This window comes from Acinetobacter sichuanensis (assembly GCF_003024515.2).
Lineage (GTDB): Bacteria > Pseudomonadota > Gammaproteobacteria > Pseudomonadales > Moraxellaceae > Acinetobacter > Acinetobacter sichuanensis.
Genome location: NZ_PYIX02000048.1, coordinates 1 through 23,958, shown reverse-complemented (window position 1 = coordinate 23,958; position 23,958 = coordinate 1). Strand labels below are relative to the sequence as shown.

The window sequence follows — 23,958 nt, the reverse complement described above, 5'->3', positions numbered from 1 at the left end:
CCTATGCTAGTGTGGACTTAAAACGACATAGTGCTCCTATTTTTGATGGCTATAACATTTCACTGATCAAACAAAAATTAAAGGCAGGTCAAGACCTTAAATTGATTCGTGGCAATATTGATGTAGATCGTTGGATTGAATCAAAATATGTTAATAATGCATTGAAAACATTGAACTTACAGACATTTTGGACACCTCAAGGTGCAAGTGATAAATAAGCACTTGCACTTTTTGTGATAGGAGATTTAAAAATGTCTCAGGATATTGTTTTTAAACAGACGACAACACATAACACAAAGATTGAAGTGACAAAGAAAGCCTCTTTATGGGCATTTCTCAAAAATAACCGTCAATTTACTTGGCTGATTGGCTCAATTTTTCCATTATTTTTATTATTGCTTTGGCATGTTGCGGTAGAAAAAAGTTGGGTGAATCCTCTGCTATTACCTGCACCAGACTTGGTTTGGACTGCGTTGAAAGACTTATATGAGAGTGGGGAATTATGGGCAAATTTGAGTATTAGCCTGACACGAATCGCTTATGGGTTTAGTGCAGGTATGCTGCTTGCGCTTATTTTAGGTTTGAGCATGGGGCTTTCTCGTACAGTTGAAGCCTACGTGTGGCCGACCTTTAAAGTCATTAATTTAGTGCCTGTCGTGGGGTGGATTCCTCTTTTAATTTTGTTGGTGGGCATTGATGAAGCATTAAAAATTATTTTAATTGCAAAGGCAGCTTTAGTTCCAATGACGATTAATATTTTTAAAGGTGTGCGTAATATTCCTGAGTCTTTAACAGAAGTTGTTGATGTTTATCAGCTTAGTACATGGTCACGGTTTAAAAATTTAGTTTTACCCGGCGCTTTTATGAGTTTTATAGGTGGTTTAAGACTTTCTCTTGCAAGTGCATGGGGAGCATTGGTTGCAGTTGAGTTGTTGGCATCAAGTGAAGGAATTGGTTATTTGATGGTATATGGCAGACAAATTTTCCAACTTGATGTGGTGATGGCAACGGTGATTGTGATCGGGTTCGTTGGGTTCTTTTTTGATGTGCTGATTCGTTTGCTGCAAAAGAAACTAAGTCCATGGAATAGCTAAATAGAGGCAGATTAAAATATGAAAAAATTAGACCTTAGAGCTTGGGTCATTCCCATTTTACTCTTGCTAGTGTGGTCTATTGTGACTCAACAGCAATGGATTGATCGTGCATTACTGCCTTTACCTCAACAAGTTTGGCAGGTTTTTGTAGAGAGTTGGCAGTCTAAAGAGCTTTTTGAAAATATCGGCTATAGCTTGGCACGTAATACTGCTGGCTTTATTGCAGGTGGCATGATTGGCGCATTATTTGGATTATTTTTAGGTTTAAATACTTGGGCAGATCGATTTTTTTCACCGACTTTAAATGCGATTAAACATGTTGCGGTTTTTGCTTGGATTCCATTAATGATCATGTGGTTTGGTAATGCAGAAACTTCAAAAATTATTTTTATCGCATTGGTTGTTTTTTATCCTGTATTTTTTAATACCTATGATGGTGTGAAAAATGTCTCAGAAAAAAATAAAGAGGTCGCCAAAATTTTTCAACTCAGTGCATGGAGTACTTTTTTTAAAGTGACTTTACCTTCTGCTGCACCCAGTATTTTTGCAGGATTAAACATTGCATTGGTTTTTTCTTGGGTGGCTACGATTGGCGCGGAGTATTTCTTTATCGTTGCACCCGGTGTGGTGAATCCTATTTTAGATGGTCAAAATCTCTTTCAAATGGAAGTGGTTTTATATGGGATGGCGATTATTGCTTTGGTGGGCTTAGTCTTTGCCAAAATTGCACAATACTTTGAAAATTATAACCTTCGTTGGCGTCAAGGTACGCATAAATAAGATTTTAAATAGGTATAAAGATGAATCAAAAAGTGAATGCAAATGGACAAGTCACCATCAAAAACTTAAATAAATATTTCAATACTCAAGCTGAGCCATTACATGTATTAGAGCAAATTAACTTAGACATTGCTTCTGGTGAGTTTATTAGTATCGTTGGAAATAGTGGTTGTGGAAAATCAACTTTACTACGGCTTTTGGTCGGTTTAGATGGTGATTTTGAAGGGGAAATTAAAATTGACCAAACGCCAATTCAGGGCACAAGTTTAGATCGAGGGATTGTATTTCAAGATCATCGTTTATTTCCATGGCTCAATGTCGAGCAAAATATTGCGTTAGCTTTGGAAAAAAGTACATTAAGCAAAGCTGAAAAACATGAATTAATTGCCTATCATTTAGACTTAGTACAACTCAGTGCATTTAAAAAAGCTTATCCAAGCCAACTTTCTGGAGGAATGAGCCAACGTGTCGCCATTGCGCGAAGCTTGGTGAATCGTCCACGTATTTTACTTTTAGACGAACCCTTTGGTGCTTTAGATGCTTTAACGAGAGCGAATTTACAACAGGAATTACAACGTATTTTATCTTCAGAAAAAGTGACGACGATTTTAGTGACCCATGATGTAGAAGAAGCAGTGTTATTGGGCGATCGTATTGTGGTGATGCAGCCAAACCCCGGAAGGATTAAACGCATTGTTGATATCAATTTAGAGCGACCACGAAAACGTGAGGATTATCGTTTAACCACAATTAAAAATGATATTTTACAAGATTCTAAAGACCAAAAAATAGTGATAGAACCACATGAATTAGCACGTTATGGCTTAACATGGTAAAGCAAAAGTATAAAAAAATGCCCAAATCTGGGCATTTTTATGGCAAAATTTTAGCGCATAACGACTAGGTTTAAATTAAGACTTTAATGGTTTTTTTCTTCCAAACAAATTGATAATACAAGGCTTGCAGAAGACATAACGAAACAAATGCCAATGCGTAGGCATACCAAATTCCTTTTAAGCCCCACCAATCACTAAATAAATAGGCAGCAGGAACTTCAATCAATAAAATTGCGAGTACATTGATTAACATAGGTGCGGTAACAGTGCCGCTTGCTCGCATGATTGATGCAAAAATAGAGCCTGCACCAAAAAATAAAATAGACCATAACACAATAAATAAAAGGTTTTGCCCAAGCTCAATAACAGAAGGGTCTGTAATAAATAGAGCCATTAAATATTTAGAAAATAAGTAAGCCAATAAAACTAAACTTCCCGTAATCACCAGATTCATAATTAAAGAAGTTCGTGTGACTTTTGCCAATAATTCAGATTTACCTGCACCAATCGCTTGTGCAGCAAAAATAGAGGCTGCAATTGAAATGGACAAGGCAGGAAATTGAATATAGTTAAGTACTTGATTTACTGCACCATAAGCTGCTGTCGCATGCGAACCATAATGATTCACCAAGCCAATAATCACCAAACCAGCCGCAGAAGTGGTGACCATTTGAATACCTGTAGGTATGCCCAAACGTAAAATAATACGGCTCAATTCAGGTTCATGTTTAATGTGGCGCAGTAATGCCATATCGAGTTTTAAGGCATGATTTTTTTTATTTAAATAATAGTATAAAAAAGCTAAAACCGACACATAACCTATACTTGTTGCAATAGCAGGGGCAATAATCCCTAATTTTGGAAAACCAAAATAACCTGCAATTAAAATAGGGGTGACCATCACACCAATCAGAATAGTCATGCCTGACGCAATTAAAGGTGTCGTACTGTCACCTACACCACGTAAAATAGATGTATAAATAATATAGATAAATAAAAGAGGACTTCCTGCAAGCATCCATTGCACATAAGGTAGAGACAGATGCATGACATTAGGATCTACGCCCAATAGCAATAAAAGTTGTTTAGCAAAAACTACACCTAAAATAGCAATCAGGCAGCCACCAATTAAGGTCATAAATAAAGTAGAGCCTACCACCATTTTGACTTTTTCAATGTTTTTTGCTCCCCAAGCTTGCCCAACCAAAACAGTTGCACCTGAAGATAAACCAATCACAAAAGCCAATAAAAAAAATAGAATAGGAAAAAAGACAGCAATGGCAGCAATAGCATTGACGCCCATCATTTGCCCAACAAAAATGGTGTTTATTGTGCCCGAAAGATTTTGCAGAATATTCGTTGCAATTAAAGGCGCCAAAAAAATAAGGAAGCCTTTCCAAAATCGAGGATGGTGTAGTAGATTCTCTTTTGCTGACATTCTTAGTTTATGACCCATTCCATTGAAATTGTTTTATAATTCAAAATATCATAATTGTAGAAAAAAGCCTTAGCTTTTAAGTAACTAAGGCAATTGATTTAAGAGAAAAGTAAATTTTAGACTTGAGCTAAGATTTCACAAGCCTGTTGCAAGGTTTCCTGTTTTTTAGCAAAACAAAAACGGATCAGACGTAAATCTTGAGGCGCATTTTTATAAAAAACTGAGACTGGAATGGCGACAATTTTATGTGTTTCAGCAAGAAATTTACACATTTCGATATCATTGAGCTCAGGACGAATGTTGCTGTAGTCTACATTTTGGAAATACGTACCCTGAGAGAGTGTAAATTTAAAACGTGACTGACTGAGTCCTAAGTTAAACATATCGCGTTTTTGTTGATAAAATGCAGCCAAATTTTCAATATGTTCAGGATGTTGCTGCATAAAATTAGCAAGCGCAATTTGAATAGGTGTTACACCACAAAAATTAGCAAATTGATAAACTTGACGGAAAACAGTCATTAATTTTGGTGCAGCAATACAGTAGCCTGTTTTCCAACCTGTAACATGGAAAGTTTTACCAAAAGAACCAATCACAAAACTGCGATCACGTAGTTCAGGGAATGAGGGTGCAGAATAATGTTTCTGATCGTCAAAAACTAAATGCTCATAAACCTCATCAGACAACACCACAATATTTTTATCTTGAATTAAATCAATTAGATTTAACCAATCTTGCTTTGACCAAATCGCCCCAGTAGGGTTATGTGGTGTATTCACAATAATCATGCGTGTTTTATCATTGATTGCGGCTTGGACTTGATTCCAGTCTACAGAAAAATCAGTGCTGTTTAAGGCAATATGAATTGCTCGACCACCCACCAATTGTATGCTTGGTGCATAACTATCATAGCTTGGGTCAAAAATAATGACTTCATCACCTGCATGAATAAGTGCCTGAATTGCTGAAAAAATACCAATGGTTGCACCGGGTGTAATGGTAATTTCGGTAAGGGGATTTAGATCTAATTGATCACGCTTTAAAAATTGTTGTGCAACTTGCTCGCGCAATGGCAAAAAACCATCACCTGCGGCGTATTGATTAAAGCCATCTAAGGTTGCTTGACTCAGTGCATTTAATAATTCGGGTGGTGCAGCAAAATCAGGAAAACCTTGTGATAGATTCAGTGCATTTAAACGCTGAGCCATTGCACTCATGATGCTAAAAATAGTGATGCCTTGCGCTGGGAGTTTAGAATGGATTTCGATCATGGCGATATTAGTTTTATTGAATGAATAAAGATGAGTTTAGCAGGGGCTTTAAAATACAAAAGCAAAATTTTGATTTAGAAAAATAAGATAGATGAAAAAAAGCCTGACATCCTGTCAGGCTTTTTTTGTATTTGTTACTCAGGTATAACTCCTGTTGTACCTACATGTCCTTTGTTGTCTTTTCTTATTTTTTTCTGGAGCATCCTGCTCTCTATAAATCTATAATATAAATTTTGAATAAAGTTGTATATTGGCTAAATCCCTCATAGGTTGTACGCTTAAACGTACAAATTACAATAAATATATGTTTTTGAATGATGCTTTAAATTCACTAAACCATAAAATCAATTGCTGCACGAATCACACCTAAAGTTAGACCAATAAAAGCACCAACAACAACACCATTGACGCGAATCATGTGCAAGTCACCACCCACTTCATTCTCAATTTTATCAATCATTTCACGAGAGTCCCATTCATGAATACGTTCGCTGATAAAACGAATGACTTTTTCGCTATATTGATCACTTAAATGAATTGCCATTTCACTCATACGTTGGTTAAGTAATTGGCGTACAGATTGATTAGCAATGAGATTTTCACCGACTTGTTGAATTGCTACACGTAAATTTGTGGCTATACCTGAGTCCGCTTTCATTAAGTCTGATTTAATTGCATCACATAAAATAACCACTGCACCTGTAATGAAATTCAACACAGACTCACTATCAAGAAGGGCATTTTTAGTTTCATTCAGGCGAATACTTACAGCACTTTGGTTGTCCGCAAGTTGGAGCATCAAATCATGTGTAAGTTCTTCAAGTTTTTTACGAAATGAATGCTCAGGGTCAGCCAAAATCGCTTCAACTTTTTCAAGTAATGAATCAATCGTACGCTGTTGAACATCAATCCCGATCCAACTTGCACCTTTAGCGAGTTTCCAAACACCTAATTCTTTAAATAGACGTCGAGTTAAATCTTGTGTTTGCTCAGGATGATGGATCATCCATTCATGTGCCATATCTAAGCCACGTTGTAGCACATCTTGGTGGAAGTCATTTTCTAAAACAGCACGTAGCATTTCACTGGCTAAATGATTAATACGTGTATTTTTAATCCATTGAACGCTATTATTTTGAATGAAATTTCCAATTTGTTGTTGCCCCACAAAGTCGAAAATTTTAGGTACTGTTTGTTGAATGACATCTGTCACTTGGCTGTTATTTTTGGGATCGGCAAGCCATTGCCCAACGGCTAAAGTGAGGTCAGTTTTCTGTAAACTTTTTTCAACAATTTGCGGTGAAAGAAAATTTTCCTGAACAAATTTACCCATAGACTCAGCAATACGTGCTTTGTTGCGTGGAATAATTTCAGTATGATCTTTTAAAAACTTAGGAATAGGAATTTTGCCAAAAGGGTTGCGAAATAATACCGTAATCGCATACCAATCGGCTAAACCACCGACCACACCTGCTTCTGCACCGAGCATCAAGATATGAATAAACCATGCATATTCGGGCATGAGTTTGGCTGAAATAATCAATAAAAACCAAGTAACGATCGCCACAATGAGTGCAATTGTGGCAAAGCGTTTACTTCGATTTAAACTGGGTACATTTGCAACTTCAGTCTTACTCATTCAGCACCTTAAACGTTATTGTTTTGTTGATGTTACATCAGTTATCTGAGGTTGGAGTACTTGTCCTGTCGGACTAAGCCCATATTTTTGACCCAATGATTGCAAAATTAAACGAGCATCAAAAGCATCAGTAGGTGCAGATTTTTGGTCTTTAAAGCATTCAATCGTATATGCAACTTGCATAGGATCTAGAGTAACCACTTGCGGCATATCATAAAATGGGTCGAAAAATGCGCCATGACGTCGATATCCATAAGGATAATAATTTGGTGTTGGGTATACGACGGCTTTACGTGGAGGTTGTTGAGTACGATTGCTTGGATCATCAAGGACTTTAAAAAATTGGAAGCCATTTTGTACTGTCGTTTGTGCAGATTTTAACAATGTAATTTCTTCGGCTGTGCCATAACTCATATTACGTGTTTGAAAACTGATACGAAAAGTATGGGCATTTAATGGCAAAGTTGAAAATTGCCCAAGCTGATCAAAAGTAAGTGGTTTACTTGGCGTCGTCGCACAACCTGTCATTGTGAGTGTTGCAACAATGCTTAAACACATCCATAGATTTTTCATGTTTTGCTCCTTCTCAGCGTGGAAAAGAAATCTATAAAATGGGAGAAATTTATCTTTTATAATCTTATTCTACGTTGATGGATTGAGCATGAATTTCAAGAAGATTTTTGTTAATTCAAAAGCAGTATATAATTACACAGTGGAATAAAAATTAGATCAATGATGCAAAATATTAACTTCGAATTGGGGCGTTTGGCTGGAATTTTAGATACCTTTGCATTGCTTAATACAAAGACCAATCATGATTATAGCTTTGAAATCGTTAATCTTCAGGTTTGTGAGCAAAGTCAAATTGCATTTCAACACTATTTTTTAGAGATTTATCCAGCAGCTTCAATTACATTTGAGGAATTGTCTATTACTGATTTAAAAGTGCGTGATGTACTGAGAACATGGCTTTTTAGTTATCAAAAATCTGATGATATGGGTGAAAAGCTGATTGGTTCAGGTTCGGTCTTGTGTTATTTAGATGATAAATATCAGGATTTTTATCTTACTTCTATTGATGTACAGCTTGATTATGTACAAAAAATACTTGAAAAGATAAAGCTTTTACTCAAAGTACAAAAAATTTATCAAGTCGATGTGCAGACACATTCATGGTATGAGTGCGCTTGGAACGATTTTATTTTTGAAGGTCAAGATGGAAGTATTTTCCTCCATCTTGGTGTATCTGACTAACTGATGTTACGCATTTGATTCAAATTACATCGCTAAAAATAGAAAAATCTAAATTACACGAGGGAGTCTTATATCCAAAATTTAAATTTAGGGGTTAGCCTTCGGCTCGACCTACTTTTCTTTCGGGAAAAGTAGGCAAAACCATTGTCATCCGCAGAACTCGTTCACTAGCGTCAAAAGATTGAATGTTTCACAGAAACTTTATTTATAAGGAGGAGTCCTGCCTCAAACAATTGCGGATGACGTTTCCGCGTATCAACATTCTTCTAGATCCAAAGTATAATTTTAGAGCTACTGCGTAACATCAGTGACTAAAAAGAAGGGTATCTGTCTGAAATTAAAAACGACTATTGGGTTGTTTTAAAAACTCAATTTCTTCGGGTGTAGATTCGCGCCCTAAAACTTCATTGCGATGTGGATAACGTCCAAAACGATCAATAATGACTTTATGTTTTTTTTCAAAATCTAAATTGATCGGGTTGCCTAAAGCCTCAAATAATTTTAATGCTTCTTCATGAATGACTTTTGACTCACTATGCATAAATGGCATATACAAAAATGAACGTTGCTCAGGTTGTAACTGCAGATCTAAACCCAGTTGAATTGTTTCTTGGGCAAGAGCTAGTGCTAAAGCATCTTGAGCAAAGGCTGCTGCTTGATCACGGTATAAATTTCGAGAAAATTGATCAAGTACAATGATTTCTGCCAAACGTCCTTCTGCATTTTCACGCCATGTCCAAAGCTCTGCTTGTTTGGCTTGATTTAAAATATCAGCAAAACGCTGATGCAATTTTTGATCAAAATCAGTACTTTTTTGAAACCAAAAAGGCTGAGTGTCGGCATTAAACCAAAAATTAAGGATATCTTGATATTTCATAGGTTTTGATCTTTTGTAAACTAATTCTTTTATAAAATCACAAATTTAACATGTCTAAAAGGCTTAATTTGTGATAAAAAAATGCCGAAATAAAATGAATATTCTATTTAAAAGTTTGGCAGCTATGCCAGTATATCGATAATTCACGTTATACTGCGTCATCAGAAATATTTTATTTTAAAAATTCTTTAAGATAAGTGAGTAACTAATGAGTCAACCCGAAGCAGTTTTTCCTACAGTTTTACCAGTTTGGGTTGATTCTGCATTATTCAAAGGCATGTTGCGCGGTATTGAGCGTGAAAGCTTGCGCATGCAAAGCAATGGTTTTTTATCCCAAGCCGATCATCCTAAGACACTAGGTTCAGCGCTGACCCATCCACATATCACAACAGATTACTCTGAAGCGTTGATGGAGTTTATTACACCCCCAAAAGAGAGTATTCCTGAAGCGCTTAATTATTTAACAGATATTCATGCGGTTGTGCATCGTCATTTAGAAAATGATGAAAAACTCTGGCCTTTATCTATGCCATGTATGTTGGATGACCAAGAAGAAAATATTCGATTGGCACAATACGGTAGCTCAAATATTGGTAAATTTAAAACGCTATATCGTCATGGTTTAGGTATTCGTTATGGTCGTCGTATGCAGACCATTTCAGGTGTTCATTATAATGTTTCATTTCCTGATCATTTATTTGAACAATTACAACAACATGAAACCGACGATGATTTAAAAAATCTGAGTTTACAAGACTATCGTAGTCATCGTTATTTAGGCTTAGTGCGTAATTTTATTCGTTTAACCCCTTTGGTGATGTATTTGGTGGGAGCAAGTCCATCTGTCTGTAAATGTTTTATGACAGGACGAGATCATCATTTGTTGCCTTTGGTGAAAGGTACTTTATTTTCTCCATATGCGACTGCTTTACGTATGGGGCGCTTTGGTTATCAAAATTCTGCCCAAAAACAATTGGGAATCCATTATAACAACCTTAAATGTTATGTTGCAGAATTACAAAAAGCAGTCAATACACCTTATGCACAGTTTAGCCATTTAGGTTTAAATGATGAACAAGGTGAACCTATTCAGATTAATGACCATGTACTGCAAATTGAAAATGAATATTATAGTTTGGTACGCCCAAAACAAGTGCCACAAGCAGGGGAAACACCCTCTGAAGCTTTAGCTAAACGCGGCATTGGCTATGTAGAATTGCGCGCTGTTGATGTTAACCCTTATGTTGCAATTGGGATTGATGAAACAACGGCAGGCTTTTTAGAAGTTTTAGCCTTGTATTGTTTACTCAAAGATAGTCCTGAACTTTTAGAAAAAGAACAGGATATGATTGAAAAAAATCAAAACGAAGTGGTCAATCGTGGACGTGCAGAAAATGTGATGATCCAAGAGCTTGATGCTGAATATCCACTTCGAGAATGGGCAGAACACCATATTCAAGCCATGCAAGCTTTGGCTGAAATGCTCAATCAAAGTTATGAAACGACACTTTATGTAGATGCTTTAACTGTAATGCAACAACGTATCAGCGATGTTGATCAAACACTATCTGCGCAAGTGATTGAAGATACTTTACAAAGCGGCGGAACGTGGAGCTTTGGTAGTGAAATGGCACATCGCCATGTAAAATATTACGAACAACATGTATTAAGTCCAGAAACTTTAGCGTATTTTGAGCAACTGACAGCATCATCATTGCAACAACAACAGCAACTTGAGCAAGAAACAGATTTAAGTTTTGAAGACTATCTTGCCAAATTTAGATGATATAAATTAGAGAAAAAATTAGAGGAACAGCCATGCAGTGGCAGAGTTACCGTGTTGTAAGTGGTTTTTTATTTTTGGCAAGTGTTATTGGAATGGCATTTGCTTTGTATTTAGAGCATGTACAAGGTTTAGACCCGTGTCCACTTTGCGTTTTTCAACGTGTTGGTTTGATTGGTTTAGGTCTTATTTCTTTAATCGCCTTACTGCATAATCCTAAAACAAATGTATTTAAACGTTTTTATGCATTTTTAGGTACTTTAGCGATTGCTTGGTCTGTAGGGGTTGCTGCCCGTCATGTTTGGTTGCAAAACTTACCTAAAGACCAAGTACCAAGTTGTGGACCGGGCTTAGATTATTGGGTAGATACCTTGCCATTAAAGGCAGTTTTTGAAAATGTACTCAAGGGATCTGGTGAATGCGCTATGGTTGACTGGACATTTCTAGGACAATCACTACCTGTTTGGTCATGTTTATTTTTTAGTGTCTTGACCTTAATCAGTCTATGGCAGCTTTTCCGAAAATATCCTGCTTAAACTAAAAATGCCAACATGAGTTGGCATTTTTTATATCAGGACAATTTATATCAAGATAGTTTTATATCGAGATCATTTAGGTTTCAACAATACCACGCATACTTTCAAGTTTGATCAAGTACTTACGAATCTGCTCTTCTGCGATTTCGTCATGATGAGGATAAAACCATTTTGCAACTTGTTCGGCAACATCAGGATGGTATTGAATATCAAAATGATTTAACCCATAAAATACTGCTTTATGTGATTCCGGTAATTTAAGCTGAAACTTAGGATTCGGATGTTCACCTAAAGCACTTTTTACACTGACCAGATAATCACCTATCACTTTTAAAGTTCGATTTTTACGATTTTCAAACTCAAGTGTACCCGCAACTAAATAGGTATTAATGTACGATGGCAACGGTGCAGGCTTACGATTATCATCCATTAAACCAATACGCGCATGATTATGTTCCCAGTCATCATCACGTACACTGCCAAAACGTAAATCTAAAATACCATTACTGCGAATATTGACAATATGACTGACCAGTTTGACCAAAGGGAAATGACCAATTTTGTCTTGTAATGCAAAACCAAAGCGTTCTAGTACAGCACCATGATGCGGTGAGCCTAAGCAAACGAGATTTTCAACCAGATGAATCCAGTTGTGCATATTTTGCTTACCATAGAACAGGGCGCTACGAGCAACTAAGCCACCCATACTATGCCCAATTAAATCAATACTGGTAATGCGTGGGTTACGTTTGATTAAATCTTCTAACAAATTTGAAAAAGAGCGACCATTTGCAGAAATACGACGACCTGTATTGTAGTGTAAATAGAGCATCGTATTATTATCGCGTTGTGCAAGGAGTTTTTCTCCAATACCGCCATTACCACGATTGCTCCAATCTAAATGGTTCATACATAAGCCATGAGCAAAAATAACCACTCTTCCTGCTAAATCACCTTTCTGAATTGCACCATAATGGTCATATACAACAGTCGATAACGCTAAAGGATTATGAGTCGCTAAAAGATAATCGCCTAAAACACCATTTAAAGCGCTGACTAAAAAATTAAGTGTTGGGGTCAATGGTTTATCATGGAGCTTTGGAAAATGCTCAATCACTTTACGTAAACTGGGTGCTAAAAAATAATGCCCATAATTTTGTAGTGAGTTAAAACCAAATTGGTAAATTTTTTCTACATAAGGACGCGCTTGGAAGCGTTTAGCTCTTTGCTTACTTAGACCAAACACACTGAGTAAAACTTCACGTTGTAAGGATTGGATGAGGTCTTGTACCACGCTAGTAAACGGTGTACTGACCAATTGCGCTAAGCCTTCGAGAACATCAGCTTGACTCGGAGGGGAGCGATCCCATTTACAATATGTTTCATGTAGTGGTGTTAAACTTGCCATAGATTGCTATCCTCTAAATGATTACACACATGGGTTGATGTGTAAAATCAAGGCTTATATCCTTATGTCATTCTATTATTCATCTTGAAACTTATTTAGCATACTGTTTCAGGTTTTAGCACAGTGTTTTTTTTGTCCGACAATAAACGCTGTTATACAATTTATAACATTTTGTGATTTATATCACATTATAACTTATATCAGCTCTTTGAAATTTGCAAATGGTTTTAGATGAATATTATTTATTTACATGGTTTTCAAAGCAGCCCATTTTCGATAAAAGGGCAACAGCTTTATCAGTATAGTCAATACATTAGCCAACATCAGCTGCATTTGCCAGATTTAAATGCGCCACCCGATGAAGTGCTTAGCACTGTTGCAGCGATGATTGAAAAATTAGAAGATGTTGCATTAGTTGGTAGTAGCTTAGGCGGTTTTTATGCAACACAATTGGCTGAAAAGTTTAATATTCCAGCAGTTTTAATTAATCCTGCAGTAGAACCTTGGGTATTATTTAGAACATTATTTGGAATAGAACAGTTACCTTATCAAGTTAATGAAAAGTGGACTTTAGATAATACACAGCTCAATTTTTTAGAACAGATTGCTGTGCAAAAACTGCAGCATTCAGAAAATTTTTTAGTGTTATTACAGCAAGGTGATGAGGTGTTAGATTATCGTCAAGCAGAACAATTTTATCGTCCATCTTCTTTTGTTGTGACAGAAATGCAAGGGAATCATGCAATGGAAAATTTTGCTGAAAAGATTCCGATGTTGCTCGCGTTTTTATCAGGATTTGAGGCTAAAAATAAACTCAAAGGCTAAGTCAATTAACCTTTGAGTAAAATTTATTTTTAATTTGTGGGCTTATTCAAGTACAGGATTTTTACGTGGACTCCATTTGGTTAAAATGTCATTCACCGCAATTTTGTTGTAGCTATAATATGTGCTTTGTAAGCCTTTGATTGGTAAGCTGTAGTTTCCTTCTACCACTTGTGCTTTTTCACCATATTCAAACCACGCAATTTGACTATCATTGGCACTAAAATAAGTTTTAAGCGCTTCTTTTGCTGCTGTGTCTGATGCAGTAAATAAAATATGCTTTGGTGCACCTTGTTTTGCTGCAATCAACTCATATTTGATTGTGTAGTTGAGTGTTTTATTTTGCTCTTTATCAAAAACTGCAACATCAGCAACTTGTTTGTCATTTAAGCGAATGACACCATTACGTCCAGTATTTTGATACCAAGCTTTGCTTTCGATGGCTTTTTCAAATGTTGGGGCTGTCGTTGAACAATATGAACTGACCGTGTTACAGGTATAAATAGGGTGCGGTGTATTTGTTGAACTAAATACCATATGGGTACGATTAATAGAGTAATTCGGTTGAGTAATATCTTGTACCCAAGCATAGGCTTTGGCACCTTTAGTAAAATATTGGTTTTTAACAGATTCAGGTAAAGGAATACCGTTACCAAAGCCTTGGTTTATACCCTGCGCAAGACTGAGTCCTTCAAGAGTTTTTTCAGTTAATGTATAGTATTTAATGCCTGTATCTGACTGAATATAGAGCGTTTTAATGCCTTCAGTACCGACAGGACCTTGTGAAACGGTCATATCTCCTTGAGTTTCTACCCATTTATTTTGAGCAATATTAAACACTAAGGCTGATCTAGGATCTTCTCGCCATTGAGAGCTATATTTATTGGTTGAATATTCTTGAGTTTTGAAAGTTTTATCATCTTTTGAGTATAAATAACTATAACTTGATAATTCGAGCGGATTTTCATCTACCCAGTAGCTTAAGTCATATAAATTGTTATTTTTTACCTCAGTGAGAGGGTCTTGTACATATTTGAAATTATCTTTCAAGGTTTTGTACTGTGACGGAACATATTCAGCAGGTTTTGGCGGTTCTGGTTTTGGCTCTACAGCATTATTATCATCTGAGTCACTTCCACCACCACAGGCAGTTAGGAGTAATGTTGACACAAGGCTGGAGAGTAGGAGTATATTTTTCATATCATTTCTCATTATCTTATTCATATTAAAAAATTTATCTCAATTTTTATGAAGCAAAGCATAATTTTGTTTGCAAAAAACTATTATCATATTGAAATAAATCAAGAGAATCTTAACAAATTTTCAATCAAAACTTGAATGAAAAATGAGTGAATCTGTAACAATTACGTCACTGATTGTCGTATTACCCCATTTAAGATGATGATCAAAGCTGTTTTTTTACTGAAAATGAGATACTGTACCAACTCATAATCTATCTGCTTAATTTTTAAAAAAGGGAAACTTGCAACGTGACGCAATACACAGCCCAATCTCTTGAGGTTTTATCTGGTTTAGACCCTGTTCGCCGTCGTCCAGGTATGTATACCGATACCACGCGACCAAACCATTTGGCACAAGAAGTTATTGATAATGCTGTCGATGAGGCACTTGCGGGACATGCCAATAAAATTACAGTCACGGTATATAAAGATGGTTCGTTATCTGTTGAAGATAATGGGCGAGGCATGCCTGTCGATATTCACCCTGAATATGGGCAAAGCGGCATTGAGATCATTTTAACTAAGTTACATGCAGGTGGTAAGTTTAGTACAGATAACTACCAATTTTCAGGTGGTTTACATGGTGTTGGTATTTCAGTTGTTAATGCTTTATCGGATCGAGTGGAAGTTGAAGTTCAGCGCCAAGGCAATCTGTACAAGATGGCATTTGAGCATGGCGAAGCAGCAGCGCCACTTGAAGTATTAGAAGGAAAAGCACCCAAAAGAGCGTCTGGAACAACTGTACGTTTTTGGCCAGAAGCAAAATATTTTGATTCACCAAAATTTGCACTCAAAGCTTTAAAACATAATTTAAAAGCGAAAGCAGTTTTGGCTGCGGGCTTGCAGATTAACTATGTTGATGAAATTAATGATGAAAAAATAGTTTGGCAGTTTGAAAATGGTCTAGTTGACTATTTGATGGATGAATTGCAAGATCGAGAAATTATTCCTCATCCTGCTTTTGTTGCAACTGGAGATGCTGAGCGTGCGAGTGCCGAATTTGCCATTTGTTGGAATGCAGAAGGTGGTGAACAGATTCAAGAAAGTTATGTGAATTTGATTCCAACGGCACAAGGTGGTACGCATGTCAATGGTTTGCGTTCAGGTGTTACAGATGCGCTGCGTGAGTTCTGTGAGTTACGTAACTTATTGCCACGTAATATGAAATTGTCAGCCGAAGATGTTTGGGATGGTGTGAATTATATCCTGTCATTAAAATTCCAAGAGCCACAATTTTCAGGTCAAACCAAAGAACGTCTTTCGAGTCGTGAAGCATCAAATATTGTTTTGAATATTGCCAAAGATGCTTTTGCTTTATGGTTAAACCAAAACTCTGAAACTGCAATGTTATTGGCTGAGTTAGCGATTGCAAAAGCGGGTCGCCGTTTAAAAGCAGCAAAAAAAGTAGAGCGTAAAAAAATTGTTTCAGGACCAGCCTTACCAGGTAAATTAGCAGATTGTGTGGGGCATACACTTGCTGAATCTGAGTTGTTTATTGTGGAAGGTGACTCAGCAGGTGGTTCTGCCAAGCAAGCACGTGATAAAAATTTCCAAGCGATTATGCCGATTCGCGGAAAAATTTTAAATACATGGGAAGTATCTTCAGATGAGGTTTTAGCTTCTCAGGAAGTTCATGATATTGCGATCGCGATTGGCGTAGATCCTGGTAGTGATGATCTTTCAGAATTACGTTATGGGAAAATCTGTATTCTTGCTGATGCTGACTCGGATGGTTTACATATTGCGACATTGTTGTGTGCTTTATTTGTCAAACACTTTCCTAGCTTAGTTGAAGAGGGGCATTTGTTTGTTGCTATGCCGCCATTATTCCGTATAGACGATGCTAAAGATGTACATTATGCTTTGGATGATGATGAACTGGCAGCTATTTTAAAGAAAGTAAAAAGTAAAAATCCACAAATTACTCGCTTTAAAGGCTTAGGTGAGATGAATGCCAGCCAATTGCGTGAAACCACGATGGATCCAAATACACGCCGTTTGGTGCAATTAGATTTAGACGATAGCCATTTTACTGCAAGTCTGTTAGATAAACTTTTGGCTAAAAAACGTTCTGCTGACCGTAAACATTGGTTAGAGCAGAAAGGTAATTTAGCTGACTTAACCGTGTAAAATAAAAAAGCCCGAAAGGGCTTTTTTTATATATTCATGTTTTCAGCCCAAAGGAAATATCCGCCATATTGGCTTGATCTAAACTCACCACCGATATTTTTCCCTTGTTCTGTCAAATAGTGTTTACCATTTTCATTAAGTGTAAGAAAACCAAGTTCAACAAATTTATCTAAGAGTTCATTGGTTTTAATTTTATGTTTTGCCGCAAGTTTTGAAGAGGTTAATTTTCCTGTTCCTTCATTTGCTGTATTTAAATTTGATGATTCTTCAACTTTTTCTGTTTTTACTTCATCTAGCGAAATCCTTACTTCATCACTAATACGAATGATACGTTGAGCTTCTTCATAGGCATCTTTATAGACATCAACATCATCATCTTTTTGAATTAAAATCCCCATTTCATTATTATTCACTTGGCTAAACTCATATAAATTTAGACTCGAAATAATACAATGATCTTCATTTAAATAGCATTTTGCATGCAGGTTTTTACAAAAACTAACGCGAATATAATCAAGTTTTTGCATCCATTTTATTTCATCAGGATGTAAGTCACTTTTTCCATAAACAATACGAATATCAATTTTTAAGCGATTTTTATCTTCTAAAAGCTCTTTAATTCGATCATTTAAACGTAAATATGGACTGATTAAAATTAATCGTTCTTTGGCATTTTTAATCAGTTCTTCTAAAAAGAAGTTAGTTGCGCTCGTATTTAGAAATTTTGCCATGTGATCCCCCTCTATTTTAAGTTGTTATGCTTTAATTAAAGCATATCTTAATGATAAAGAGGGAGATATCTTACTCATTTTTATTGTGATTTCTCAACCTTATAGAACGTTCCACCAGCATAAACATTGTGTCCAAAGCCACAGGTCGACTCACCACTTTCTTGTTTAGCTTCAATATAATGACCTAAATTTTGATCTGTTTTAAAATCAAGCTGAATCGTACAGTCCTCATATTTATAAATTGCTCGTTTTTTATTTAAAGCAAATGAGGTATCAAACTCTCCCATATTTGGTCCATAAATAAGGCTTCTTAAACCCATATATAAACCTGCGTAGCTCACCTCATACGCATTTTTATGACGTTTAACCGTGATATGATCCCATTCGCCATAACCTGAATAACTGACATATTCACCTGATAAGTCTGTAGAAATCTTTGGTTTAGCTAGATTTTTTAAATTAAATTGGTTGGTTTTTTCTTCTTTATTAATCATTAACCAAGCTCTTGCCCACATCGGTTTTCCCATTTTTGCATAGCTCAGCGCTACATTATTTTGGGCAGTGATCACTTGCTGTTCTGTGAACTTAACCGTTGTTTCGTCTTCATTTGATAAACAAAAAGAGCTCCAAGCTGCTTGAGTTTGAAAATGCTCTAATGCTTTCTTATAGTTTTTTTGGTCATACAACTTTTTGCCTAAAGCTGCATGCTGCGAAACTGCCTGACAGCCGCGTTGTAATTCCTGTTCAAAAGAAGATTCTGCGTGTGCAGTTTGCACAGCGCTATAAGTAAAGATAGAAAGGGCAAGTAGGAAAACTTTTTGCATTATTGTATTCGGCACAAATTGGTTGACGTTTTATTTTATCGCAAAATATGTGTGATGATGATGCTATTGTCAAAATGTACAAAAACAATGAAGCCCGAAGACTTCATTGTGGGAAAGTTACAGCCTAAAAAAGTTTAAAATTTATAGCCTAAATTTAAGGTATATAGCATTGGATTCACATCACCATTACCTACAGTTGTACCATTGATTCGGATATCTGAATTCACATCAATATAGCGAAATTCTGCGCCTAAACTTATGTTTTTATTTAAATTGTATTCCATTCCTGCGGTAGCAGCATAACCAAAAGAATTTGAAATAGATAATTTATCATTGCTGATTAATTTTTCATTAAAGTAATACGTATAATTTACGCCGACCCCTAAATAAGGATTCAGTTGACCATCGGGATTAAAGTTATATTGCACACTTAATGTTGGTGGAAGATAGCGGGTATAACCAATTTTTTCACCATTGCCATAAATACGATGTTTGGGTGCAGTACCTACAAGCAAATCAACGGCAACATTTGGGGTCACAAAATAAAGGTTAGATGCTGTAAGCGCATAACTACGTGAAATACTGGTTGCTGTGCCATCATATAAATTTCCAGGATGGCTTTTAGGTTCAATTAACGTTACCCCTAAACGTGTTTTAAATTGACTTAAATCCAAATCTGCATAAGCACTAGAAAATGTGCCAAGTCCCATACATAACACAATTAATTTTTTCATTGTCATTTCCATAAAAATTTTAAAAAACAACGATGTATTCCTTATCGTTGAATATAGAGTGATAATCAAAAAACATGCCATAATTTTTTTATTTTAAAATCAATGCTTTATTATTTTGAGTTTTCTATTTTTTTCATCATTTGCTTGAATTGTATAAATAATATTAATGATTTGATGAATTTTAAAGCACTATAGGTCGACTGTTACAGCATATATTGCATTAACACCAAATCACGCCATAATCCAAATTTTTGTCCAACTTGAGGCATATAACCCGTTTGTTCAAAGCCTAATTTTTGATGTAATTGAATAGATGTAATATTTTCATGATCAATTGCTGCAACCATCACATGAATTTGATGCTGTTTTGCATGTTCAATCAGTTTAAGCAGCAGTTGTTTGCCTAAACCTTGATGGGAAAATTGAGGAGAAATATATACTGAATGTTCAACCGTTGCACGATATCCATTGACTTGTCTAAAGCTAGAATAGTCAGCATAGCCTACAATGTTTTGACTGTTGATTTCCTCAGCAACAAAAATAGGAAAATTTTGTTTTTGTAACTGATCAAACCAATCTTGATAGTCTGCCAAATTTTTGATTTGACTATTCCATGTAGCTAATCCAGATTTAATTTCATGATTATAAATATGCATAATCTCAATGAGATCTGAACTTTGTGCGGGACGAATCAAAAATTGCATGGTATGTAAAAGAAATAAATTATTTTCAATTTTTAAACTTTAAAAATCAAAAAAGCAAGACCGAAATCTTGCTTTTATAGCGACGCTACATTTGCTTAGAAATGATATTTTACTAAAGCACTGACATCATTTTGGTCAACACCTTTGATGCCGTATTTATTATTCCAAACAGAATGTTCAAAACCGACATAAAGCTTGGTTTTTGGAGAAATGTGTTTGCCTGCATTCCATTTCCACTGAGTTGTCCAGTTCAGTTCACTTGCATGGTCATCTTCAGCAGTAGACCAGTCAAGGAAACCATCCACTAAAAACTCTTCTGAACCAAATTTAAATGGTACACCATAAGTGATGGTCATTTGATAATCATCATCTTGGATATCATTTTCAACTTTATAGAAGTTTACACTTGCAAACTGTGTATATGGAATTGCCAGATCAAAACCGACACCATACATAAAGTTGTTAAATTCTTGGTTAAGGTCGTAGCCTGCGTTATGTTCCCAAGTCGTTGCGATCAATACATCTTTGATTGGACCGAAAGCAAGTTTTTGACCAGATACTTCACCTAGGCTGATACGAGGCGATAACTCAAAATAAGTATTTTGTTCATCATTACCATCGAGTTGGTGATCTACAAAGAAAAATACATCAGCGTATTTTAATTTTGCTGCATATTCAGCAGTCACAGTTGTACGGTCTTCGGTACCAACTTCATAGTTTTCACCATAAAGACCCGTTAAGCTAAAATCTTGCCATACAATTGGATTAGCCTGAGCGAAGGTTGCAGTTGATGCAAGTGCGCAGATCGCAGCAAAGTGTGTAAATTTCATGAAAAGTTTCCCCCAAGAAAGCGTAACAAGGATACAGATTCTTATGCAAAAATAAAGCCGAAATAGTCGAAAATGTAAATTTTTATGTAATCTGAAAGTATGAAATGAATGCTTTAAAATAGAAGACTTTTCACTAAATTTAATGCAGATCAAGCTTTTAATAAGGCAAAACTTTTATGGTGGATTATTTAATAAATCTAAAATTTACCGTGATAAAGGCAAAGGGATTAGATTGTATTTCAAAAGTATGCTGATGACATTTGATATTAAATTCTCATTCACCCTATAAAATTAAACTGAACGGAGTGATGCTATCGCAGGCGACATGGATGTCGCCGTTGGGTAAGGGTGATAGGGATATCCCCTTTACCCAACAAAGGATTTTTGTTACTTTTTATCCTTAAAAAGTAAGATGTTGCCTACGCAAATGAGTTTGAATTTCGTAATATAAGTGGGGCAGTGCAAAATAATATTCTACTAATTTTTTAATGATCAAATCAGCATAGATTTTAGAACACTATTAAAGATTGATCTAACTCAAGTGATAAGTGCTCATAAGTTCTAAGATCAGGTCAATTAAAAACCGACTCATAACGTATTTTGAATTTAGGATGTATCTAAAGATATAGCGCTATTTTTATGAAGTTAATAATTTGAATTTAGGCTTTTAGCAAATTTATAGACATATAACGGACAACATAACGCTTTTAGTGCTTTTGAAATGTGTGAAAAATGTAAATATTTAATTAAAAAAAGATAAGTAAATCATTAAATTAGAAAATAAAGTAACAAGTTGTCATTTTTCATATTCTTTTCATAAATATTTTCAAAATGTACTTGCATATTTTCCAATATAGACCGATATTGAAGATATAAGGACACGGAAATTTCTCCAAAGTGTTCATCATTCATTGTGGAGGTTGCGACCAAAATTCAAATGAAGATGTGCTTAATGCTGAAAGATCAGCAAGAATCCAACGTGCCAACATAAGAAAGTTTTGCACAGAGACATAAATGAGTTTTTAAAAGTTATTGAAATATAAAATTGTTATAAGAGGTTGATATTTATGAACATTGAAATCCGTACAGATAAAAATATTCAAAATAGTGATCGTTTAATCACATATGTGCGCGAAGAGTTAAACCAAGAATTTCAACGTCATAGTGAACGCATTACGCAGTTTTCGGTTCATATTAGTGATGAAAATGGGGATAAAGGCGGCGATGATGACATCCGTTGCATGATTGAAGCGAAAGCAGCAGGATTAAAACCCGTTGTTGTAACGCACAAAGCTAAAAATATCGACTTAGCATTACATGGTGCAATTGACCGAATTAAACGTAGTATTGAGCATGTACTGGAGAAAAAAGAAAATCCACGTGGTGGAAAGCTTGAATTTACAGATGCTGATTTAGAAGCTGATGAAGCTTAATGAAAAGCCCCGAAAGGGGCTTTTTTATGGGTTGTTTAAAAGTTTTGGTCAGAAAACAACAAAAAAGGGCAGAAAAGCTTACAAAAACAGTAAGATGATAATTACTTGAACTATCTTTTATATTTTTCGGCATAATATGCCTAAATTGAACTCACATGAGAAAAGTATATGCTGACAGCGCCACAACAGAGCTTTTTACAGGCTATCGAAGCATTAGACCTTGAACAAGTAAAACGCCAATTAGCAGAAGGTCTAAACCCTAACTTTATTGAACCAGAAAAAGGTCCAGCAGTGTCTGTTTGGTCGGATGGCTTATTTGTATGGTGGGAAAATGTATGTGAAGCGTATGAGGCAGGTCAACCTTTAACTGAGCAGGAAAAACAAGAAAAATTAAATATTCATTTAGAGATTTTAGAACAACTCATCCATGCAAATGCTAACTTCCATCTTTGGGATGCAGAAGAATGTTACGGTCCATTATGGGATGCAGCAAGTGCAGCATGTGTACCAGCAGTGAAACGATTACTTGAGCATAAAGTAGATCCAAATACCAAAGATGAAGAGGGTAAAACGATTTTAACCTCAATAAGTGATTTATTTTTTGATCAAGATTTTGATGAAATTGATTGGTCACAGGCTTTACCTGAAGAGAAAGAAACTTTAGAGTTATTACGTAGCCATGGCGCAAAAATGTCTAAAGAATTAGCTTAACAGAGTAATAGTATGACAATCTCTAATAAAATCATCGTTATGCTTGCAGCAACTGCCAGTATGAGCAGCTTTGCCGCAGAGTTTTCCTTTGATCGTCCTGGTGTAGGTTTTAGTACAGGGATTACACCTGTCGGACAAGTCGCATGGGAACAGGGTTTACCTAGTGCAACTTATACAGAAACAACTGTAGATGGTATCAAAGCAAAAACGGTAACCTTGAATGGTGATATGTTATTGCGTACAGGTTTAGCATCAGGCTTAGAATTACAATTAGGTTGGGCAGGTCCAGCATGGACGCAAACCAAGTACAAAGGTAATAAAGTTGATGATGATGGTTTAGGTGATGTCAGTATTGGCTTAAAGAAAGCGATAGATTTAGATGATGAAAAATTATCTATGGCTGTTTTAGCACAAGCTGTGATTGCAACAGGTAATGACAACTTTAGCAATGAAGATGATATTTATAGTATTGGGACATCACTTGACTATAAATATAATGACTTGGTAAATACAGGCATTACCATGCAATATGCAGTTCAAGATGGTGATTGGTCTGTGACCGCAATTCCAACGGTTGCTTATAAAATTGCTGGAAATTTATCAGGCTTTTCAGAGTTTATTTATCGTAAAGGTGAAAGTGAAAATTACCAATATGGTTTAGGCTCTGGGCTTATTTATGCTTTAAATGATCGTGCTCAGTTAGATGCTAGTATTGGTGTTGACTTAGAAGGGCAAGATCGTAGTTATAATGCAGGATTTGGTTTTTCATATTTATTTTAAATCATCCCTTGCAGTATGCGTTTGAAAAGAGCAGCAGCAAAGTTGCTCTTTTTATTTGTGTCAAAATATAAATAACAATACACAGGAAAATAAGATGGATTT

At 35.7% G+C, this 23,958-nt stretch carries 23 protein-coding genes and 1 pseudogene; 12 read left to right on the top strand and 12 right to left on the bottom strand.

From position 1 onward, the window contains the following. The 4 genes and pseudogenes from C9E89_RS19005 to C9E89_RS18990 form a co-directional block, all read left to right on the top strand. Positions 1 to 218: pseudogene (locus tag C9E89_RS19005) on the top strand (hypothetical protein); the annotation flags it as partial. Between the two features lie 33 nt (positions 219 to 251). After that, the gene (locus C9E89_RS19000) at positions 252 to 1,094 is read left to right on the top strand and encodes an ABC transporter permease (RefSeq protein WP_107009806.1); all 843 of its coding nucleotides are present in this window, start codon (positions 252 to 254) and stop codon (positions 1,092 to 1,094) included. 18 nt (positions 1,095 to 1,112) lie between these two features. Continuing rightward, positions 1,113 to 1,874, top strand: a complete 762-nt coding sequence (locus tag C9E89_RS18995) for an ABC transporter permease (RefSeq protein WP_107009807.1) — start codon at positions 1,113 to 1,115, stop codon at positions 1,872 to 1,874. 20 nt (positions 1,875 to 1,894) lie between these two features. Continuing rightward, complete coding sequence (locus C9E89_RS18990; protein ID WP_107009808.1) at positions 1,895 to 2,710, top strand: ABC transporter ATP-binding protein; 816 nt, start codon at positions 1,895 to 1,897, stop codon at positions 2,708 to 2,710. A gap of 70 nt (positions 2,711 to 2,780) precedes the next feature. Here the strand turns inward: C9E89_RS18990 and C9E89_RS18985 are convergent, their stop codons facing one another. The 4 genes from C9E89_RS18985 to C9E89_RS18970 all read right to left on the bottom strand — a co-directional run bounded on the left by C9E89_RS18985 (position 2,781) and on the right by C9E89_RS18970 (position 7,631). After that, positions 2,781 to 4,148, bottom strand: a complete 1,368-nt coding sequence (locus C9E89_RS18985; protein WP_107009809.1) for an MATE family efflux transporter — start codon at positions 4,146 to 4,148, stop codon at positions 2,781 to 2,783. Positions 4,149 to 4,264: 116 nt separating this feature from the next. Beyond that, positions 4,265 to 5,419 carry a methionine aminotransferase gene (locus C9E89_RS18980; RefSeq protein WP_107009810.1) on the bottom strand — a complete coding sequence of 385 codons (1,155 nt, stop codon included), beginning with the start codon at positions 5,417 to 5,419 and terminating at the stop codon, positions 4,265 to 4,267. Positions 5,420 to 5,750: 331 nt separating this feature from the next. Then, positions 5,751 to 7,058 carry a DUF445 domain-containing protein gene (locus tag C9E89_RS18975; RefSeq protein WP_107009811.1) on the bottom strand — a complete coding sequence of 436 codons (1,308 nt, stop codon included), beginning with the start codon at positions 7,056 to 7,058 and terminating at the stop codon, positions 5,751 to 5,753. A 15-nt stretch (positions 7,059 to 7,073) separates the two neighbouring features. Next, positions 7,074 to 7,631, bottom strand: a complete 558-nt coding sequence (locus C9E89_RS18970; RefSeq protein ID WP_107009812.1) for a CC0125/CC1285 family lipoprotein — start codon at positions 7,629 to 7,631, stop codon at positions 7,074 to 7,076. A 162-nt stretch (positions 7,632 to 7,793) separates the two neighbouring features. Here C9E89_RS18970 and C9E89_RS18965 point away from each other — a divergent pair, with 162 nt between their 5' ends. After that, entirely contained in the window at positions 7,794 to 8,312 is a 519-nt protein-coding gene (locus C9E89_RS18965) for a hypothetical protein (RefSeq protein WP_147305733.1), read from the top strand. Positions 8,313 to 8,649: 337 nt separating this feature from the next. Here C9E89_RS18965 and C9E89_RS18960 read toward each other — a convergent pair whose 3' ends face one another. Continuing rightward, a complete protein-coding gene (locus tag C9E89_RS18960; protein WP_107009814.1) occupies positions 8,650 to 9,189 on the bottom strand; it encodes a DUF924 family protein in 540 nt (179 codons plus the stop codon). A 208-nt stretch (positions 9,190 to 9,397) separates the two neighbouring features. On the opposite strand from C9E89_RS18960, the gene gshA reads away from it, so the two are divergent. Next, the gene (gshA, locus tag C9E89_RS18955; protein ID WP_107009815.1) at positions 9,398 to 10,975 is read left to right on the top strand and encodes a glutamate--cysteine ligase; all 1,578 of its coding nucleotides are present in this window, start codon (positions 9,398 to 9,400) and stop codon (positions 10,973 to 10,975) included. 32 nt (positions 10,976 to 11,007) lie between these two features. After that, positions 11,008 to 11,508 carry a disulfide bond formation protein B gene (locus C9E89_RS18950; protein WP_107009816.1) on the top strand — a complete coding sequence of 167 codons (501 nt, stop codon included), beginning with the start codon at positions 11,008 to 11,010 and terminating at the stop codon, positions 11,506 to 11,508. A gap of 76 nt (positions 11,509 to 11,584) precedes the next feature. Here C9E89_RS18950 and C9E89_RS18945 read toward each other — a convergent pair whose 3' ends face one another. Further along, on the bottom strand, positions 11,585 to 12,916 hold the full coding sequence (locus tag C9E89_RS18945; RefSeq protein ID WP_107009817.1) for a PGAP1-like alpha/beta domain-containing protein: 1,332 nt from the start codon (positions 12,914 to 12,916) through the stop codon (positions 11,585 to 11,587). A gap of 231 nt (positions 12,917 to 13,147) precedes the next feature. Here C9E89_RS18945 and C9E89_RS18940 point away from each other — a divergent pair, with 231 nt between their 5' ends. Continuing rightward, positions 13,148 to 13,741, top strand: a complete 594-nt coding sequence (locus C9E89_RS18940; RefSeq protein WP_107009818.1) for a YqiA/YcfP family alpha/beta fold hydrolase — start codon at positions 13,148 to 13,150, stop codon at positions 13,739 to 13,741. Positions 13,742 to 13,783: 42 nt separating this feature from the next. Here the strand turns inward: C9E89_RS18940 and C9E89_RS18935 are convergent, their stop codons facing one another. Beyond that, positions 13,784 to 14,938, bottom strand: coding sequence for a hypothetical protein (locus tag C9E89_RS18935; RefSeq protein ID WP_107009819.1), 1,155 nt, complete (start codon positions 14,936 to 14,938; stop codon positions 13,784 to 13,786). A 290-nt stretch (positions 14,939 to 15,228) separates the two neighbouring features. Between C9E89_RS18935 and parE the strand changes: the two genes are divergently transcribed. After that, positions 15,229 to 17,109 (top strand): DNA topoisomerase IV subunit B, encoded by a 1,881-nt coding sequence (parE, locus tag C9E89_RS18930; RefSeq protein WP_107009820.1) that lies wholly within the window; start codon positions 15,229 to 15,231, stop codon positions 17,107 to 17,109. A gap of 26 nt (positions 17,110 to 17,135) precedes the next feature. On the opposite strand, the gene C9E89_RS18925 is transcribed toward parE, so the two are convergent. The 5 genes from C9E89_RS18925 to C9E89_RS18905 form a co-directional block, all read right to left on the bottom strand. Beyond that, positions 17,136 to 17,840, bottom strand: a complete 705-nt coding sequence (locus C9E89_RS18925) for a phospholipase D family protein (protein ID WP_107009821.1) — start codon at positions 17,838 to 17,840, stop codon at positions 17,136 to 17,138. Between the two features lie 80 nt (positions 17,841 to 17,920). Continuing rightward, positions 17,921 to 18,664: a hypothetical protein gene (locus tag C9E89_RS18920; protein ID WP_107009822.1), complete on the bottom strand. Its 744-nt coding sequence runs from the start codon at positions 18,662 to 18,664 to the stop codon at positions 17,921 to 17,923. Between the two features lie 134 nt (positions 18,665 to 18,798). After that, entirely contained in the window at positions 18,799 to 19,398 is a 600-nt protein-coding gene (locus C9E89_RS18915) for an OmpW/AlkL family protein (protein ID WP_107009828.1), read from the bottom strand. 203 nt (positions 19,399 to 19,601) lie between these two features. Continuing rightward, positions 19,602 to 20,102, bottom strand: coding sequence for a GNAT family N-acetyltransferase (locus C9E89_RS18910; RefSeq protein ID WP_107009823.1), 501 nt, complete (start codon positions 20,100 to 20,102; stop codon positions 19,602 to 19,604). A gap of 95 nt (positions 20,103 to 20,197) precedes the next feature. Then, a complete protein-coding gene (locus tag C9E89_RS18905) occupies positions 20,198 to 20,932 on the bottom strand; it encodes an outer membrane protein OmpK (RefSeq protein WP_107009824.1) in 735 nt (244 codons plus the stop codon). Positions 20,933 to 21,999: 1,067 nt separating this feature from the next. On the opposite strand from C9E89_RS18905, the gene C9E89_RS18900 reads away from it, so the two are divergent. From C9E89_RS18900 to C9E89_RS18890, 3 genes are all read left to right on the top strand, one after another. Continuing rightward, a complete protein-coding gene (locus C9E89_RS18900; RefSeq protein ID WP_107009825.1) occupies positions 22,000 to 22,365 on the top strand; it encodes an HPF/RaiA family ribosome-associated protein in 366 nt (121 codons plus the stop codon). Between the two features lie 168 nt (positions 22,366 to 22,533). Then, on the top strand, positions 22,534 to 23,076 hold the full coding sequence (locus C9E89_RS18895; protein ID WP_107009826.1) for an ankyrin repeat domain-containing protein: 543 nt from the start codon (positions 22,534 to 22,536) through the stop codon (positions 23,074 to 23,076). Positions 23,077 to 23,088: 12 nt separating this feature from the next. After that, the gene (locus C9E89_RS18890) at positions 23,089 to 23,856 is read left to right on the top strand and encodes a transporter (protein WP_107009827.1); all 768 of its coding nucleotides are present in this window, start codon (positions 23,089 to 23,091) and stop codon (positions 23,854 to 23,856) included. Positions 23,857 to 23,958 lie beyond the last annotated feature (102 nt).